Genomic DNA, 18,008 nt, shown 5'->3' with positions numbered 1-18,008 from the left:
TAAAATATTCTAATATAGAAAAAATCAAGCTATGTTAGTAACCACAACGCCTACAGTGGAGGGCAGAAGAATTATTAAATATATCGGCCTGGTTACAGGTGAAACCATAATCGGCGCAAATATTTTCAAGGATTTATTTGCAGGTATTACAGATATTGTTGGAGGACGATCAAGTTCATATGAACGGGTTTTGCGTGAAGGAAAAGATACCGCAGTGAATGAGATGCAACAATATGCTGCTGCTTTAGGTGCAAATGCGATTGTTGGTGTCGATTTAGACTATGAAACGGTGGGCAGCGGCGGAAGTATGCTAATGGTAAGCGCCAATGGCACAGCCGTTATTTTAGAAGATTAAGAGATTGCTTATAGCGAAACTAAGCAAAAACAGAAAGTCTTTCCGGTGCGGGAAAGACTTTTCTTTTATGGTATATGAGGCAAACTAGAAAGATAAAATATCAATCAGCTTTAGCCACTTCGAACTTACTTTTTCTGCATCAATATGCTTAATGGCATGATCAAAAGGTGTAAACACAATCTCCCTGTTCATTTGTCCAACCATTACACTTCTTTCACCGTTTATTAAACCCTCCACTGCGGCCACGCCTAACTGGCTTGCCAATACACGATCCATACAGGTTGGTTTTCCGCCACGTTGAATATGCCCTAAAACAGAAACTTTCGTATCGTAATGAGGGTATTTGGCCTGCAGAATTTCGCCCACTTTAAATGCACCGCCATTATCGTCACCTTCGGCAACAATAATAATTTTAGAAGCCTTATCTTTTCGGCTATGTTCTAATTTATGTAAAATATCATCGGCATTCATATTGGCTTCTGGGATCATGATGGCCTCGGCACCTACGCCAATACCACTCCTCAAGGCAATTAATCCCGAATCGCGTCCCATTACCTCCACAATAAAAAGTCTGTCGTGAGATTCTGCAGTATCTCTGATCCGGTCAACCGCATCAATTACAGTGTTAATGGCAGAATCATAACCAATCGTGAAATCAGTTCCGGCTAAATCGTTATCAATTGTTCCGGGCAGGCCAACAATAGGAAAATCAAACTCTTTAGCAAAGACATTTGCCCCTGTAAATGTTCCATCTCCACCAATCACAACCAAAGCATCAATTTCTTTTTCTTTCAGGTGCTGATAAGCTTTTTTTCTTCCTTCTACTGTCCTGAAAGCTTCACTGCGTGCTGTTTTTAGCATTGTTCCGCCACGTTGAATGATATTGGCCACAGATTTTCTATCCATTGGAATACAATCATTGTTGATCAATCCCTCGTATCCACGGATAAACCCGGTTACTTCTATATCATAATAAATGGAGGCCCTGATTACAGCCCGGATTGCGGCATTCATGCCTGGCGAATCTCCGCCAGAGGTTAAAACACCAATGTTCTTTATCTTACTCATTTGTTTTTGTTCTGGAAAGCTGCCTTTCCGCTGTCTAAAAATTTAATGTAATTTTCAGGTTCATAATCAGCTCCCTGTGGTGGAACAAGAACATGTCCATCGCCATCAACAATCACATACTGTGGCTGAGAATTGCTGTTAAATGTTGCTGCCTGAAAATCACTCCATTTTTTACCTATCGTATTTATCTTTTTTTTGCTGAATGTTGAAACATAATGTTCCGAAACAGGTAGTTCCGTTTTATCATCAACTACCAATTCAGCCATTACAAAATCGTTCTTAAGTCTTTTGGCAACTTCGGCATTTGACCAGACATTATTTTCCATTTTCCGGCAATTTACACAATTCCAACCCGTAAAATCTATTAAAACTGGTTTGCCAAGTTCTTTAGATGCCTGTTTAGCTTGTTCAAAATCATAATAAGGATCAAACCCTTTAGGTGTTAAACGATGAAAAAGTTCTGCATACTTTTTCTCTTTGATTGATGTTTTAGTCTCTGTAGTGGGTTGTGCGGCTGTTAAATTATTCAAATCGAAATCCTGCGTTGCGGTAGGTGGTAAAAAAGCACTAATGGATTTTAATGGTGCACCCCACATTCCCGGAACCAAATAAACGACCCAGGCAAAGACTAATATGGCCAAAAACGTTCTTGGAACAGATAAATAAGGCAGATCACTATCGTGCGAAAATTTAATTTTACCCAATAAATAAATCCCCATCAAGGTAAAGATGGCAATCCATATGGCCAAGAAAACCTCTCTATCTAACAAATTCCAATGGTAAGCCAGATCTACATTTGATAAAAATTTAAAAGCAAAAGCCAGTTCAATAAATCCCAAAACTACTTTTACACTGTTCAACCATCCGCCAGATTTTGGCAATGATTTCAATAATGAAGGGAACAAGGCAAATAATGCAAATGGAATGGCTAAAGCAAATGAAAACCCAAACATACCAACCGCCGGGCCTAATCTATCACCTTTTGATGCCGCATCTACTAATAAGGTACCAATTAATGGTCCGGTACAGGAGAATGAAACCAGGGCTAAACTAAAGGCCATAAAAAATATACCCATTAGGCCGCCTTTATCAGATTTTGCATCAATTTTATTAACAAATGCACTTGGCAAAGTAATTTCAAATGCGCCTAAAAAAGATGCGCCAAAAACAACCAGCATTAAAAAGAAAAAGGCATTAAAAATTCCGTTAGTAGAGAGTGCATTGAGCGCATCAGAACCAAAGGCAATAGTTACCAGCATGCCGAGGGCAACATAAATAACAATAATTGATAAGCCATAAATTATGGCCTGACCGACAGCCTTGCTTTTACTACCTGCCTTTTTAGTAAAAAAACTTACCGTTAGGGGTAGCATTGGGAAGATACATGGCATTAAGATCGCTGCAAATCCAAATAACAATCCTTTGATGAAAGTTTGCCAGAGCGTTAGTTTCTCTTCATCTCCAGCTTTTTTAACTGCAACAGTAGATTTAATAGTATCCTTTTTAACCGAATCTTTTACAATTTTATTAACAGCACTATCCTGTGCCGAGCCTACCTCGGTAAATACCATATCATCTGGTGGTGCCACAGTCGTTGTATCTTGATTAACGCTGGCATAAACCTTAGCAGCAGGCAATGTCATAAACATTGTAGCTGTTAAAAACAATATAAAAAACTTTTTCATTTGTGTGTTTGTGTGTTTAGGCCGTGAAATTAAGCATAATTTTTATAAATGATAAGCCGGGAAGTGGTGATGACAGATAGATTTTACTTTAAAACGAAACAGTCCCGATTTTGTCGGGACTGTTTCTAAGTTTCTTATGATCAATTATTTAACCGGAATACTAAATTCAATCTCTTCCGGAGGAAGGCATTGCTTATCGTTACAAACCATAAATTCTACTTTACCCTTAACTGTTGTGGCAGCTTTATTTAGTTTAATCTTTTGTTGAAAAATCACCGATTTTTCAAAATAGCTCACATTCATTTTAAAAGTATCTTCATATTTCACAATGGCTTTCGGCTCAACCGGTTTTCCGACTAATGAAAAATCTTTAGAAGGAGAAAAAGTAAATGTTGTTTTTACGGGGCCGCCATCCTTCACATTCTGCGAATAAATATGCCACCTGTCTTCTATCGTTGCCTTTAAATATAGAACGGCCTCTGTTTTACTGATTTTTTTTGCGGCATAAGACCAGGTTACCGGTTTTTCAATTTGAGCAAAGGCTCCTGCAATGGTAAATAATACCAGAGATAGTACAAGTGTGATTTTTTTCATTGTGTGTTTTATTTTGTGTGTATAAATTCTATTTCTTTAAAATTGAACGTTTTCTGTTCTTTCGCAGTATGCATAATTAATCGGCCACGTTCATCTACCCCCATAATTACGCCTTCAAAAACTTCTCCGTTTGCAAAGTAAGATGCCTTAACATCATAATGGTATAATTGGCTTAGGTAATTTTTATGTAAAATATCATAACTGCCGGATTTCAACAGGAGGTAATATTTTTCCATAAAGATGGAAATTTTTTGTAAAATGTTCATCAAATCAGTTTCCTTTTGTATGATCTGCATCAGCGAAGTAGCCTTGTTACCTATACTCTCTGCAAAAATTACCTGGTTGATGTTCAAACCAATGCCAATAACAGAAGATTTAATTACAGCACCTGTCAGTGTGTTTTCAATTAATATTCCGCCCATTTTTTTATTGCTGTAATAAATATCATTAGGCCATTTGATTTTTACCCCCTCAGCTATAAAATCACCTAAAGCTTCTCTTACAGCTAAACTAACTGCCATATTTAAATAAAACTGTTTATTAAGGGGTAAGAATGCGGGTTTCAGATACAGGCTCATGCTGATATTCTTACCGGGTTCCGTTTGCCAAACCAGCTGTTGCTGTCCTCTTCCTGAAACCTGATTATCTGCCATAATAACAGTACCTTCAGCTAATGGCTCGGATTTTGACAACAGATCCTTTAAAAAGTTATTGGTAGAATCAACCTCTTTTAATTTGATTAAATTTTGACCAACAAATAGTGTTGAAAAAGTGTTATTTTGCAAGTGTTGAATTTATAATATAATAATTCCAAAATTAAAGCATTTTAATGGTAAAAAAGAAAATAGTAGCCCTTTCTACTTACCTTTCTGAGTTAGCTGTACAAGGCATACAGGAAAAAAAAGGAGAAGATATAGTGCGGTTAGATCTTAGAAATATTCACACCTCAGTAGCTGATTATTTTATAATTGCAAGTGCCAACTCCGGCACTCAGGTTAAAGCAATTGCAGATAGTGTAGAAAAAGAGATATTTAAGGCCACTCAGGCCGACCCAAGACATAAAGAGGGTCAGGAATCTGCAGATTGGATTATTCTTGATTATTTTGATGTGGTTGTGCACATTTTTAAAACTGAAAAGCGCCACTTTTATGGCATAGAAGAATTGTGGGGAGACGCTGAAAGTACAAATTACCAAAGCGCATAACCTGTTAGAACCATTTTGAACAAGACAATGAACGATAATCAGAATATAAACGACAATAAAAAAATAGGAAGAAAAATACCAAACATTCCTAAAAAACCACAAAAAGGACCAAAGTTTAATGTTTTCTGGATTTATGCAGCAATCATTATAGCTGTTATCGCTGCCCAGTTATTATTTTCTGGTGATGGTGGCAAAAAAGTAGATTACCCGGAATTTGAAAGCAAAATGCTTTTAACCGGAGATGTTGAACGTTTAGTGGCTTACCGGTCAGAAGATTTGGTTAAGGTTGAAGTTTACATCAAACCTGAAGCCCTGAAAAATAAACCTGAATATAAAAAATATAAAAGCACGGGTACTTTTTCTGCAGTAAACACCGGCCCTACGGTATATTTCAATGCGGGTACAATGGATGGTCTGGATAAGCAATTAGCCGAATCTCAGAAAAACCTGCCTCCCGGACAAAAACCAATTCTAGCTGAAAAAGATAGCCGCAGCAATCCTTTCATGGGTTTACTGGTTAATATTGGTCTTCCCTTATTGCTTTTAATTGGATTCTGGATTTTTATGATGCGCCGTATGGGCGGCGGAGGTGCTGGCGGAGGTCAGATTTTCAGTATCGGTAAATCAAAAGCTACTTTATTTGATAAAGAAAGCCAGGTAAACATCACATTTAATGATGTAGCTGGTCTTGAAGAAGCGAAACAAGAGGTGATGGAAATTGTAGATTTCCTTAAAAACCCTAAAAAATACACGAACCTGGGTGGTAAAATACCTAAAGGCGCATTATTGGTTGGTTCTCCCGGCACAGGTAAAACCCTATTGGCAAAAGCCGTTGCAGGTGAAGCGCAGGTACCTTTCTTCTCTTTATCTGGTTCAGATTTCGTAGAGATGTTTGTAGGTGTTGGTGCATCACGTGTAAGGGATTTGTTTAAACAAGCCAAAGACAAGGCGCCATGTATCATCTTTATTGATGAGGTTGATGCCATTGGCCGTGCACGTGGTAAAAACAGTGTGATGGGCGGAAACGATGAACGTGAAAATACCTTAAACCAATTATTGGTTGAAATGGATGGTTTCGGAACCGATTCAGGAATTATCATCCTGGCCGCAACCAACCGCCCGGATGTACTGGATTCAGCACTTTTACGTCCAGGTCGTTTCGACAGGCAGATTTCTATCGATAAGCCGGATTTAGTTGGCCGTGAGCATATTTTCAATGTTCACTTAAAACCAATTAAAACATCCGAAGAAGTAGATGCTAAAAAACTATCTGCACAAACCCCTGGCTTTGCCGGTGCAGAAATTGCCAATGTTTGTAATGAAGCGGCTTTGATTGCTGCGCGTAGAAACAAAGAACAGGTTGATATGCAAGACTTTCAGGATGCCATTGACCGTGTGATTGGTGGTTTGGAGAAGAAAAATAAAATCATCTCTCCTGAAGAAAAACGAATAGTTGCATATCACGAAGCAGGTCATGCCATTGCGGGCTGGTTCTTAGAACATGCCGATCCATTGGTTAAAGTTTCGATTGTTCCGCGTGGCGTAGCGGCATTAGGTTATGCGCAATATCTTCCGAAGGAGCAATTCCTATACACCACTGAGCAATTAATTGATGGTATGTGTATGACAATGGGTGGCCGTGTGGCTGAAGATATTACTTTTGGCAAGATTTCAACTGGTGCACAAAATGATTTGGAGCGTATCACTAAATTATCATATGCTATGGTAAGTATTTATGGTATGAATGAAGCAGTAGGAAATGTTTCTTTCCATGATCCACAGAACGAATACAACTTTAACAAACCCTATTCTGAAAAAACATCTGAACTGATTGATGTAGAGGTTCGTAAATTGATTGGCGATGTGTATATCAAAACCAAACAATTATTGCTTGACAAACAGGATGGCTTAGAAAAACTCGCGCAAAAACTCCTGGAAAAAGAGATTTTATTCCAGGCAGATCTGGAAGAAATTTTAGGCAAGCGTCCTTTTGATGCCCGCACAACTTATGATGAATTTGTAAACGGAACCGGAGACCAAAGTCCGGCCGCTGAAGGACTTATTCATGATGGTGTAAGCGATACCGATATCAATAAAGAAGTGAACGGATTAAATCCGGCAGCAGAAAAAGAGTAATGGTTATTATGCGTTAAATTGCATATCAACACAATTATACATATGTTTGAACCCTTGAGCTTTGATAAGTTCAAGGGTTCATTTTTTTATTCCAATGAAAGATAATACGACAGCGAAAGAGCAGATCTTAAAAAAAATAAGAAAAGCACTTTTAGAAAAACGTGAAAATCCATATCCAAATTTAGAGGAAAGTCCGTTGTATAAGAAAAATGCAGACGAACTTGAAGTTTTATTTGCTGAACAACTTACAGCAATATCTGGTAATTTTATTTTTTGTGAAGATGGGATCGATTTTTTTGAAAACATGCTTCAATTGGCTGATCGATTTAAATGGCGTAAAATCTATTGCTGGGAACCAGAACTTCAGGATTTTTTAGCCAAATATGAGTTTCCCTTTTATCAGACGGATAAAGATTTTGAACAGGCTGAAGTGGGTATTACACTCTGCGAAGCCCTGATTGCCCGCAACGGAAGCGTAATGGTAAGCAACAGTGGTGCCGCTGGCAGAAGATTAAGCATCTTTCCACACCATCACATTGTGATTGCGAAAACCAGCCAGTTGGTTTTAGACCTGAAAGATGGTTTTCAGTTATTAAAAAATAAATACGGTAATCAGATTCCTTCCATGATCAGTAACATTACCGGCCCAAGCAGAACCGCAGACATCGAAAAAACACTGGTTTTGGGCGCCCACGGTCCGAAAGAGCTTTTTGTTTTTATGATTGATGATTTGAGTTAATTTAATTGCTCACATATCCCTTGCTCTTAGCTGTATACTTTAAAAAGCCTACGGCTATTCCTGCTCTAACCCAGGCGTAACGATCTTTAAAATAAATATTGTAGGGATCTTCGCCATAATATCCAACCGCGAGACTAAAGGCCGTTTGTCGCATAAAAAATGGCGAATAAAATCCTGAAGCTTCTGCATTTAACCTTCTCTTCGTTGCAAAAAAATTATAATTATCATATTTATTAACTGCGTAAGAAATGTCTAAATTCCAGCGAAATCGTTCTTTGTTAAGATATCCACTATTTGTTTCCTGAAGTTTCCCTTTATTTTTTGCTGTAAGCAAGATATCATTTTCGGTGAACAAATCTTTAAAATAAACATAAGTGCGGTATGAAAAGTTATAGCTGATTCTACTAAAACCATAATCACCTTTTAAAATGGGATTATAATTAAAGATCTGATTTTTAAATTCAAGCTGATGATTTATAGAGGTCCAGGTGGCTAAATCATCATGGTCTATTTTACCCCAATTATATCTCAAATAAACATAATTCGTATAAAAATCCCAGTTTTTATAACTTAATGTTCCAACAATTGGCCTTGGTGTATCATCTTGGCCATTGGAATGGTGCATAAAACCAGCGGTACCATATTTGTAATTAACTTCATCAGTATTTAACCGATAATATGCCGCAACACCAATCCGAAAATCCGGTGTGTAAACTGGACTTGATTTGATATTAAGCATTCTGATTGTAAAGTCTGGCACTATTGCGATGGCTAATCTTGATCCTTTTGTTCCTAACGCCATAAATGAAGTGGTTAACCTGGCTGTAAAAACATACTTATTTTTAGATCCTAACTCTCCTAGTGGCGCAAAATAAGATAATGGATGGTTTTGACGATAAAAGTCTATGAACCTAAGATTCAGATAGCGCGTGGAATCTTGTGCTTTAATTTGTATAAAACAAGATAGTGATAGAATAAGAAGCGTTATTTTTTTCATAACCGGATAAATAGTTTTCAATGGATTATTTCTGACTTTGTTCTCCAGCTACGGTTGGATTACCCTGGCCAAACAAGCTAAATCCAATGGCAAAACCTACCCATGGCTTTCCCTGGTATCCCCAGCTGACTGCAGTAGCAGATTTATCAATAAAGTCCACGCCTGTAAACAGCCCTATCTGGAACTTGTCATATTGATACATATATCCTGCGGAAAAAGACAGCGCAGAAGCAGAATTGTCTTTGTCAAGTTTAACACCACCTACTGATACGCCTCCTAGCAAATTGCTGGCAGAATATACCCTATTAACATGCTGCCATCTCATACCCGCAGATATTCCAAAATTTATCTTTTCTTCAAAAGTAAATGGTGCCTTCGAATTGCCAAATCTAGCCTTAATCGGTAATGTTAAAAAACCCCAGGTAAATCCTTTTTTATGCGGGTAGATAGATTCACATTTATCATTAAAGTCTTTAAGCGAAATAAAAAACTGCATGTTATTCCCCCAAGAATCAACATAGGCCAAATTTTTATATTTAAAATTATGTAAGGTCTTATTTTTTATTTGTGCCGTGTCAATTCCAATATCAGATTTGAATATTCTATAAGCCGAATCAACATTCTTGGAACCTCTTGTGTTATTTTTATTTCTATTAAACGATTTCGTCGCATTCCTGTCTTTTGATCTATTTTCAGTTAACTGATTATAGAATTTTACTTTGTTTGAATCAATACTATAATTCCACACTGATATTATATAACCATTTTCTACTATTTCGTATATATGAAATTTTGTGTCGTTTTTTAATAAAAAAGATAGGCTCGTATCAATTTTATTGTTTATCGGATCATAAACTTTTACTGAAATATTGGTTTTGGTTACAAAGGACTGTCCGATAATATCGGTGCTTTTGCCATTTGACTGGCCGAAAGACTGACCAATAAGCAGGCAATAAAACAATACGGTTAAGAGCTTTTTCATGATTTGCGTTTTTTAGATTGTTTGAGATTCAGTAAAAGTAATACCAAGCCATCCATCCCGCATATACCCGCTATCCGGTATATTCAAATATTCATAACCGATTTATATTTAAATGTTTAACACTTATATGAGGTTAGATATAAAATAAGGGAAACTTTATGCCTGATGAGCAAATGCATTTTTAATTTTATATTTTTACTAACAAACGCTCCAACGATGAATAAAAATTTATTCAATCTGATTTTACTTATTTTTCTTTCTCTACGCTTATGTTCTGCCCAAACAGGAAATCCAATTTTAATTGATACCGCCCTTAAGTACAGTATCAGCAAACATGGTTATTTTTATGAAGACAAGCATTTGAACCTGACCATTGATTCTATTGTGCGATACAAGAATGTCCGTAAGCTCACGCCACTTACTCCGGGAAAAGTTTTTAGCAAGGGCTATACCCAATCCTATTTCTGGATTGCTTTTGATGTCGAAAATACTTTAGATCAGGCCGTTCACCTGATGTTTAAAGAACACAGCTCAAGCGTCAACAGGTTACAACTTTATAAACAGGATGAAAGCGGGAAAATTCATCCTCTTGGCTTAACCGGAGATCATTTTCCGTTTAAAAAAAGACCTTACCAAAACCGCAGCTTCATTTATCCCATCATATTGACTGCACAAGAAAAAGCTACCTTTTTCTTGTGGGCAGATAAACGCGGGCAGAATATGTATATGCCCATGTCGATCGGCCGCGATATCAATATTATCCAGGCGGAAATCCCGCAACATACTTTATTTGGATTTTATACCGGGGTTTTCATTTTTGCTGTCATTTTTAACCTGTTATTATTTACCTCCGTCAGAGATCGCATTCATTTATATTATGCGCTATATATTTTTTGTACGTTGATTTTTATCCTGGAAGAAGAAGGACTGGCTTTTCAGTGGTTTTACCCCGATTTTCCTGGTCTGCAGGATTATATGCGCTTGATTATGGCTTCCCTGAGCTGTGGTTTATTAATCCAGGTGATGCAGCTTTTCATCAATCAGAACCAGTCCAACAGCCGCCTATTCAGGTTTACAAATCTCTATAAACGCTTCTGCTGGATGATGTCTGCCATCCCGGTGTTCATGCTGTTTAAATCGTTTATACTTCTTGAAAAAACGGTTTTTTACATCAACAACCTTTTGGCACTGCTCACCGTCATCATTATCGTCATCTGCGTAACAGAAAGAATTAAGGCCGGTTATACACTGGGCTGGTATTACCTCACTGCTACCATAATGCTTTTATTTGGGGTGTTTAACTATGTGTTTAACACTTTAGGCATTACCAATTTTAATCTTTTCAAGCCCAACGGACTTGTGGTGGGTTTAACGGCAGAGATTATTTTTTTATCCTTTGCCCTTACACAACGCTACAATTTTTTAAAAAAGGAAAAGGAGGTACTGCTGGAAGAAAAGAGCAAACACCAGATAGAACTTGCAGATGGTATTTTCAATGCGCAGGAGGATGAACGAAGCCGTTTGGCCAGAGATCTCCATGATGATCTGGGTGGCACGCTGTCCATCATCAAACTCAACATCACCGCTTTTCAGCGCAAAGCGCTTCAGCTCACTGAAGCAGAACGTTCCTTCTATGATCAAACTATTGGCATGATTGAAAAAGCCTGTATAGACCTCAGGGCCATTTCACATAACCTGATGCCTAAAAATTTTGAACATGCAGGCTTAATTGAAACCCTGAATGAACATTTCAAAAGTCTTAACCATTCTGGTAAAATAGTTTTTGATTTTATATTTCAGGTGGAGCATCCTATCCATAGTGCAATGGAAATTACCATTTACCGGATGGTAAATGAACTGATCAACAACATCATCAGGCATTCCTGTGCTTCCATGGCGACCATACAAATCTTATCATTTGATGACAGAATCAATATTATGGCAGAAGATAATGGCATCGGTTTTAATCCGGAAACCGATAAAAACGGCCTTGGTCTACAAAACATCCGCTCGCGGGTCAAATATCTGAATGGTAGAATACAGATTGACAGCAATCCAAACGGCACCACCACCAGCATTGATATTCCATTAAATTCCTAATAAGCATGGAAAAAGACCACATTACCATAATGATTGTCGATGATCATAAACTATTTGCCGAAGGATTATCGGCCATCCTTTCTACACAGGCTCAATTTAAAATCATCGGTACAGCTGCCAACGGCAAGGAAATGCTGCACCTGCTCAATCACCATTTGCCGGATATTTTAATCATCGATTTAAATATGCCGGTTATGGATGGCGAAACGGCTTCTGAAAAGATCAGGCAATTATTTCCAGCTGTTAAAATCATGGTACTCTCGATGTATCATACAACAAAACTGGCCACCAAGCTCGAAGAAATAGGCGTAAAGGCCTTTGTTCAGAAGGATACCGATGCCGAAACCTTATTCAAAATTCTTACGGGCATTCAGAATGGCGAAAAGCACTTTAATAAAGTAAAAACCATTGTACAATCCAACGCAGTTTATAACATTGATGATCAATTTCAAAAAAGGCATAACCTTACCTCCAGAGAAATGGAAATACTCCAGCTCATCCGTGAAGATTACACCTCCATGCAGATTGCCCAAAAATTATTTATCAGTTTAAATACTGTTGATACACACCGTAAAAATATGGCCCAGAAGTTAAATGTGACTGGTAAAAGCGGATTATTAAAGTTTGCACTCGAAAATAAGCAACGCTAAAAATTTATTTATTTTCCAAATTCGAATATAATTGATATTTTTATACTACATACCGTTTTAGTATGCGGTATTATAATTTATGAGCAAAGTAATAAATACAGTAATAACCGGTACGGGAAGTTATATTCCTGACCATATAATTTCTGGTAACGAATTCCTGAATTCGACTTTTTTTGAGAACGGAAATCGTATTGATAAAGATCCTGCAGAGATTATTCACAAGTTCTCTGAGATCACAGAAATCATAGAACGAAGATACGTTGGGGAAGAGCTGTTAAGCAATCATATTGGCGCAAAAGCTGCAGAAAAGGCCATTGAAAATGCAGGTATTGATAAGGAAACATTAGACTACATTATCTTTTGTCATAACTTCGGAGACATTCCATTAGGCAGCAACAGAACAGATATTTTGCCGTCACTCGCCGCAAAGGTAAAACAACAGCTGGGGATTTTAAATCCAGATTGTGTTGCTTATGACATCATCTTTGGCTGTCCGGGTTGGGTACAGGGTGCTATACAGGCCAATTATTTTATTAAAAGCGGAGATGCCAAAAAGGTAATGGTAATTGGTGCAGAAACGTTGAGCAGAATCATTGATCCACACGATCGTGATAGTATGATTTTTTCAGATGGTGCAGGTGCAGTCATTTTTGAAGGAAAAGAAGAAGAGACGCAAAAGAAAGGGATCATTGCACATAAAACAGAAACCCATGCTGTTAACTATGGTAATTTACTTACGATGGGCAAAGGCGCACATCCGGAAGAAACAAATGGCAATTACTATTTGAAGATGAATGGTCGTAAATTATATGAATTTGCTGTCGTTCAGGTTCCACAAGTCATCAAAAAGGCTATTGATAAGGCCGGATTAAGTGTAGAAGATGTAAACATTGTATTTGTTCACCAGGCAAATGGCAAAATGGATACCGCCATAATGAAACGTTTATTTAAACTTTATGGCAAAGATACCGTTCCTGAAAACCTGGTACCTATGACCATTTCGTGGTTAGGCAACAGTTCCGTTGCCACCGTGCCTACCTTGCTGGATCTGGTTTTAAAAGAGGAAGTTAAAGGATATAAAGTTAAAGCAGGAGACGTTGCCGTTTTCGCTTCAGTAGGTGCAGGAATGCACATTAATGCATTTGTATATCGGTTTTAATTAGCCAGCCTTTTTAAACCTGCTTTCGCCTGGCTTTCAATGCTGTTTTCATATTCGTGATTTTTCATGGCTATGGCCGTATTGAAAGCCTCTTTTGCTTTTACAGCATTCTTCTTTTTCTCATAAATTTTGCCCATTTGCACGGCAGAATTTGCCGCAAAATAATACTTTAAGCCTTTACCCTGGTTAATGGCGGATTGGTAATAAACCAATGCCTGATCATCTTTATTTAACCCATCATAAACCCTGCCTAATCGATAATTAAATTCAGCTTTGTCTTTTTCACTTGCATAATCTGCGGTTTGCCTGTCAGCCAGTACCTGCAGGGCTTTGGTTAAGTATCCTCCATCAAATAATAACCTGGTTTTCAGGAGATCGACAGGTGGCAAAGGTGCCGCTGCCTCATTTTTAGCTTGCTTATCTTTTTCCGTAAAGAGGTAACCGTTGTTTATAGCTTTAGCCACAAATGTATTATACCCGGCTTTATCACCTTTTAAAAGCGAAATCCATGCAAGATGAAGATTGGCATCTTTAATATAATTCACTCCCTTATTCGACTGTAAAAAGCGGTTAAAATAAATACCCGCATTAAGATCTAATTTATTGAGATGAGCGAGACCCTCCAGATAATCAAGATAAGGAAAGGGCTGATAAACCCCGCTTTCCGGCTTTTTAGCTAAAATTTGAATGGCTTCGTCGTTATGTGCATTTTTCAAACAAACATAACCTTGTAGATAGCTTTTTAAAAGACTGGTATCTGCGATGCGCTCCGTATATTTCATTGTTTTGGCATAAGCAGACGGACTATGGGCCACATCACTAAGTACGTAAGCATAATAAAAAACCACTTCATCATAAAATGGCTCATAGGTAGATTTAGGCAGGTTATCTGCAAGTTTTTCAAACATATTCAGCCCTGTTTCAAGGTTTCCTTTAATACCAAAAGCAGATAAGGCTGTCTTTAATGCACCATCAGGCAGATTTCCTAAAACGGCATTGATTAAACCGAGACCTTTAAAGTTGAGTTGAAAATCCGGGAATTTCCTGGCGTTTTCCTGAAGGTAGCTATTGGCTTTCTTCACTTCCATCGCCGCATTAAAAAACTCTCCAAAACGGCCCCGAATTAAAGCCCATTGTAAATTTATTTCAGCCTGTGCATAAAGATAATATGGTGATTTTTTGTCATCGTCACTAATTTGATCTAAACGTACGGATTTATTACCCTTAAGCCGATCAAAATCAGCTTTGCTTTCTGATGTAACCAGTGTAAAATAATCAACATAATTTTCCAGCAGTGGAATAATGGAATTATTGGGGTGCTGTTTTTTTTCGGTAGAGATGTAAGCCCTGGCATTACCCAGTTTTAGTTCAAAAATACTTTTATACGCCTTCAGACAATTGCTGTTAAAATCAAAGTTCGCAAATAGAGAGGTAGACGGAAATATTAACAGAGCAGAAAGAATAATGAAACGCTGTGTCTTAGTCATTTGATATGATATACGTTTGGATGAATTGATGTTTGGAGCGTGTAAACTTAAATAAGAACTAAACGTTGAAATGTTATTCTTGTTTTGCGTATAAAATAAAAAACGCCCCGATATTCTCGGGACGTTTTTATAATCTTTATTAAAGGTGCTGATTAGCCTTCTGCAACTTCATGTGTTAAAGCCTCATCAACCAATATACGGCCACAGTGCTCGCAAACGATAATTTTCTTACGTTGACGGATATCCAGCTGACGTTGAGGAGGAATCTGGTTAAAGCATCCTGAGCATGAATCACGATCGATGGTTACAACAGCCAAACCGTTAACTGCATTTTTGCGCAAACGTTTGTAAGCCACCAATAAACGCTCCTCAATTTGAGGCTCTGCCTTATCCGCTTTCTTTTGTAAATCTTGCTCTTCTTTTTCAGTTTCAGCAGTGATTACATCAAGTTCGCTCTTTTTAACCTCTAAATCTTTTTTCCTTCCTTCCAATTCTGCTTTTGCAGCTTCATAGATTTCTGTTTTAGAAGTAATTTCAAAACCGTGTTCCTTAATTTTTTTCTCAGAAACCTGAATATCTAAACCTTGAATCTCAATCTCTTTGGTTAAAGCATCGTATTCACGGTTGTTTTTAACTTCTTTTAATTGAGTATCGTATTTTTTGATGGCAGACTGGGCGTCTTTTATTGTGTTTTTACGCGTTACGATAGAATCTTCCAGGTCATCAAGTTCGGCCTTAATTTTTGAAATTCTGGTTTCTAATCCTAGAACATCATCTTCTAAGTCGGCAACTTCCATCGGTAACTCGCCACGTACCTGACGGATTTTATCAATTTTAGTGTGGATATTTTGTAATTCGTATAAAGCTTTTAGCTTTTGTTCTACGGTTTGTTCCATTAAAACAAGTAATTTATGGGGTTTGTATTTTGCTCCGTTAAACGGATTGCAAAGTTAGTAAATTTTTTCTGAATAATTTCAAGCAATAAATTGGATGTAAATTGTTCAGTTTCAAAGTGTCCGATGTCGGCAATGATGATTTTTTCTTCTGCATCAAAAAACTCATGATATTTAAAATCTGCAGTGATAAAAGCATCGGCCCCGGCAGCAATCGCCTCCTTTAAAAGGAAACTCCCCGAACCACCGCATACAGCCACTTTTTTAATTCTTTTTCCAATTACTTCCGTGTGCCTAACTACTTTAGCCTGCATACGATCCTTTACCAAATGCAAAAAATTATAGCCATCCATATCGTACTCCAGCCAGCCCATCATGCCAGAACCAACCAGTTGATGTTTGTTCTCAAGCTGGTAAATATCGTAAGCCACCTCTTCATAAGGGTGATTTTCAAATAACGCCACTAAAATTTTTCTTTCCGCTTGTGTGGGATAAACCATTTCAATCCGCACTTCCGGTTCGCGGTGACGAATACCTTTTTCTCCAACAAATGGATCGGCATCTTCATTTCCTTTGAATGTTCCGAAACCATCGGCATTAAAGCTGCACTCGCTATAGTTTCCAATGTTTCCCGCACCGGCATAAAACAATGCCGACCGCAATTGCTCTGCCTGTGCATGTGGACAATAAGTCACCAGTTTTTTTAATAAGCCTGTTTTAGGCGAAAGCACCTTCGTTCCCGTTAGGCCTAAACGTTCACAAATTCGGGCATTGACGCCGGTATGAATGCTGTCAAGATTGGTATGAATGGCATATAAGGCAATATTATTTTTGATGGCCTTAAGCACAACGCGTTCTACATAGTTTTTACCATTAAGTTTTTTCAGGCCTTTAAAAATGATGGGATGATGGGTAATGATCAGGTTACAGCCTGTAGAAATAGCTTCATCTACAATGGATTCGATGCAATCTAAAGCAACCAGGGCAGCACGAATCTCCATTTTAGGATCGCCAACAATTAATCCCGCATTATCATAGTCTTCCTGATAATTCAAAGGGGCAATGCTTTCCAGGTAATTCGTTATTTCTGATAATCTCATGGCATAAATATAGAAATTTTAGGGTTTCTGTTTGAAAGTAAAATATTTTAGAACCTGACAAAAAACGAAAAGTCCGCAAAACCGATTTTTCTTCGGATGCGGACTTTGAATTTCTGCCGGGATTTCTCGATGTTTATTGAAATCCGCCACCCATTCTTACCATTTGTAAACTTTCGAAAACCGCTTTCTGGTTGTATTCAAATGCCAGGCTTTTATGGTTAATTACATCAACAATGGTTCCAATCATACACAAACCACCAGTAAAGAAGTATAAAATACCCATTCCGATTTGTCCGATGACGAATCTGTGTATTCCGGCGAAGCCTACAAAACCAATTAAGGCCAGTAATAAAATTTCTGATGGTTGTTTTCTTCTGCTGCCGTAAATCATTAAAAAATTGCGGAGTTGTTGTTCATTTAAGCCTGTTGTGGCTTGTTGCAAATAGGCATATTCTTCTGGCGTTATACCTGGTAACGACATTAAAGGTGATTGAAATATATCCATGGTTTCTATGTATTTAAGGCTAAAGTTTTAAAGTTTCTCTTATTTCTGATTAATATATATATTCTATAAACTATAATTAAAAGTGCCGGAAATCCGAACCAGTGTTCAGCGAAACTTTCGGCAAAATTGCCATGAAAAATATGGCTGATTGACCTGCCCAATCCACATCCCGGACACCAGCCCTGGTAGCCTAAATTAGCCAACGGACAAAGTGTAAAGTGATGCTCATGACCATTTGCTGTTGCCAGTAACACTAAAGCCATCACCCAGAACATGAGTTCTAACGGGAAGTTTTTAATGTATTTCATGTTTTCAATTTATGTATTTTAGAGGATTTGAAACTTGCTTTGTTAC

18 protein-coding genes are annotated in these 18,008 nt (G+C 37.7%); 7 read left to right on the top strand and 11 right to left on the bottom strand.

Annotated elements, in window-relative coordinates:
- The first annotated feature begins 31 nt into the window (after positions 1-31).
- A complete protein-coding gene (locus OQX64_RS15260) occupies positions 32-355 on the top strand; it encodes a heavy metal-binding domain-containing protein (RefSeq protein ID WP_088301249.1) in 324 nt (107 codons plus the stop codon).
- Between the two features lie 84 nt (positions 356-439).
- Here the strand turns inward: OQX64_RS15260 and pfkA are convergent, their stop codons facing one another.
- The 4 genes from pfkA to OQX64_RS15240 form a co-directional block, all read right to left on the bottom strand.
- Positions 440-1,423 carry a 6-phosphofructokinase gene (gene pfkA, locus OQX64_RS15255; protein WP_088301250.1) on the bottom strand — a complete coding sequence of 328 codons (984 nt, stop codon included), beginning with the start codon at positions 1,421-1,423 and terminating at the stop codon, positions 440-442.
- Positions 1,420-3,108 carry a protein-disulfide reductase DsbD family protein gene (locus tag OQX64_RS15250; RefSeq protein ID WP_265819394.1) on the bottom strand — a complete coding sequence of 563 codons (1,689 nt, stop codon included), beginning with the start codon at positions 3,106-3,108 and terminating at the stop codon, positions 1,420-1,422. Before OQX64_RS15250 ends, pfkA begins: the two co-directional genes overlap by 4 nt.
- Positions 3,109-3,252: 144 nt before the next feature.
- Positions 3,253-3,702: a protein-disulfide reductase DsbD N-terminal domain-containing protein gene (locus OQX64_RS15245; protein WP_088301252.1), complete on the bottom strand. Its 450-nt coding sequence runs from the start codon at positions 3,700-3,702 to the stop codon at positions 3,253-3,255.
- Positions 3,703-3,710: 8 nt separating this feature from the next.
- The gene (locus tag OQX64_RS15240) at positions 3,711-4,487 is read right to left on the bottom strand and encodes a biotin--[acetyl-CoA-carboxylase] ligase (protein ID WP_265819393.1); all 777 of its coding nucleotides are present in this window, start codon (positions 4,485-4,487) and stop codon (positions 3,711-3,713) included.
- Between the two features lie 44 nt (positions 4,488-4,531).
- Here OQX64_RS15240 and rsfS point away from each other — a divergent pair, with 44 nt between their 5' ends.
- The 3 genes from rsfS to OQX64_RS15225 all read left to right on the top strand — a co-directional run bounded on the left by rsfS (position 4,532) and on the right by OQX64_RS15225 (position 7,781).
- A complete protein-coding gene (rsfS, locus tag OQX64_RS15235; RefSeq protein WP_088301254.1) occupies positions 4,532-4,906 on the top strand; it encodes a ribosome silencing factor in 375 nt (124 codons plus the stop codon).
- Between the two features lie 27 nt (positions 4,907-4,933).
- Positions 4,934-7,042: an ATP-dependent zinc metalloprotease FtsH gene (gene ftsH, locus OQX64_RS15230; protein WP_265819392.1), complete on the top strand. Its 2,109-nt coding sequence runs from the start codon at positions 4,934-4,936 to the stop codon at positions 7,040-7,042.
- A gap of 94 nt (positions 7,043-7,136) precedes the next feature.
- Entirely contained in the window at positions 7,137-7,781 is a 645-nt protein-coding gene (locus tag OQX64_RS15225; protein ID WP_265819391.1) for a LutC/YkgG family protein, read from the top strand.
- 1 nt (position 7,782) lies between these two features.
- On the opposite strand, the gene OQX64_RS15220 is transcribed toward OQX64_RS15225, so the two are convergent.
- Positions 7,783-8,583: a hypothetical protein gene (locus tag OQX64_RS15220; RefSeq protein WP_265819390.1), complete on the bottom strand. Its 801-nt coding sequence runs from the start codon at positions 8,581-8,583 to the stop codon at positions 7,783-7,785.
- A gap of 220 nt (positions 8,584-8,803) precedes the next feature.
- On the bottom strand, positions 8,804-9,760 hold the full coding sequence (locus OQX64_RS15215; RefSeq protein WP_265819389.1) for a hypothetical protein: 957 nt from the start codon (positions 9,758-9,760) through the stop codon (positions 8,804-8,806).
- 216 nt (positions 9,761-9,976) lie between these two features.
- On the opposite strand from OQX64_RS15215, the gene OQX64_RS15210 reads away from it, so the two are divergent.
- From OQX64_RS15210 to OQX64_RS15200, 3 genes are all read left to right on the top strand, one after another.
- A complete protein-coding gene (locus OQX64_RS15210) occupies positions 9,977-11,860 on the top strand; it encodes a 7TM diverse intracellular signaling domain-containing protein (RefSeq protein ID WP_265819388.1) in 1,884 nt (627 codons plus the stop codon).
- A 5-nt stretch (positions 11,861-11,865) separates the two neighbouring features.
- Positions 11,866-12,510 (top strand): response regulator transcription factor, encoded by a 645-nt coding sequence (locus OQX64_RS15205; RefSeq protein ID WP_265819387.1) that lies wholly within the window; start codon positions 11,866-11,868, stop codon positions 12,508-12,510.
- A gap of 79 nt (positions 12,511-12,589) precedes the next feature.
- A complete protein-coding gene (locus tag OQX64_RS15200) occupies positions 12,590-13,669 on the top strand; it encodes a 3-oxoacyl-ACP synthase III family protein (protein ID WP_265819386.1) in 1,080 nt (359 codons plus the stop codon).
- On the opposite strand, the gene OQX64_RS15195 is transcribed toward OQX64_RS15200, so the two are convergent.
- The 5 genes from OQX64_RS15195 to OQX64_RS15175 form a co-directional block, all read right to left on the bottom strand.
- Positions 13,666-15,156 carry a tetratricopeptide repeat protein gene (locus tag OQX64_RS15195; RefSeq protein ID WP_265819385.1) on the bottom strand — a complete coding sequence of 497 codons (1,491 nt, stop codon included), beginning with the start codon at positions 15,154-15,156 and terminating at the stop codon, positions 13,666-13,668. The genes OQX64_RS15200 and OQX64_RS15195 overlap by 4 nt on opposite strands.
- Positions 15,157-15,308: 152 nt before the next feature.
- On the bottom strand, positions 15,309-16,052 hold the full coding sequence (locus OQX64_RS15190) for a zinc ribbon domain-containing protein (RefSeq protein ID WP_088301263.1): 744 nt from the start codon (positions 16,050-16,052) through the stop codon (positions 15,309-15,311).
- Positions 16,052-17,149, bottom strand: coding sequence for a Nif3-like dinuclear metal center hexameric protein (locus tag OQX64_RS15185; protein ID WP_265819384.1), 1,098 nt, complete (start codon positions 17,147-17,149; stop codon positions 16,052-16,054). The genes OQX64_RS15190 and OQX64_RS15185 overlap by 1 nt, the downstream gene beginning before the upstream one ends.
- Before the next feature lie 133 nt (positions 17,150-17,282).
- Entirely contained in the window at positions 17,283-17,654 is a 372-nt protein-coding gene (locus OQX64_RS15180; RefSeq protein ID WP_029281553.1) for a TM2 domain-containing protein, read from the bottom strand.
- A 5-nt stretch (positions 17,655-17,659) separates the two neighbouring features.
- Entirely contained in the window at positions 17,660-17,962 is a 303-nt protein-coding gene (locus OQX64_RS15175; protein ID WP_265819383.1) for a DUF2752 domain-containing protein, read from the bottom strand.
- Positions 17,963-18,008 lie beyond the last annotated feature (46 nt).

This window comes from Pedobacter sp. GR22-10 (assembly GCF_026239715.1).
GTDB lineage: Bacteria > Bacteroidota > Bacteroidia > Sphingobacteriales > Sphingobacteriaceae > Pedobacter.
Note: the sequence above shows the minus strand (reverse complement) of the source record. Positions and strands in the feature narration are given on the sequence as shown.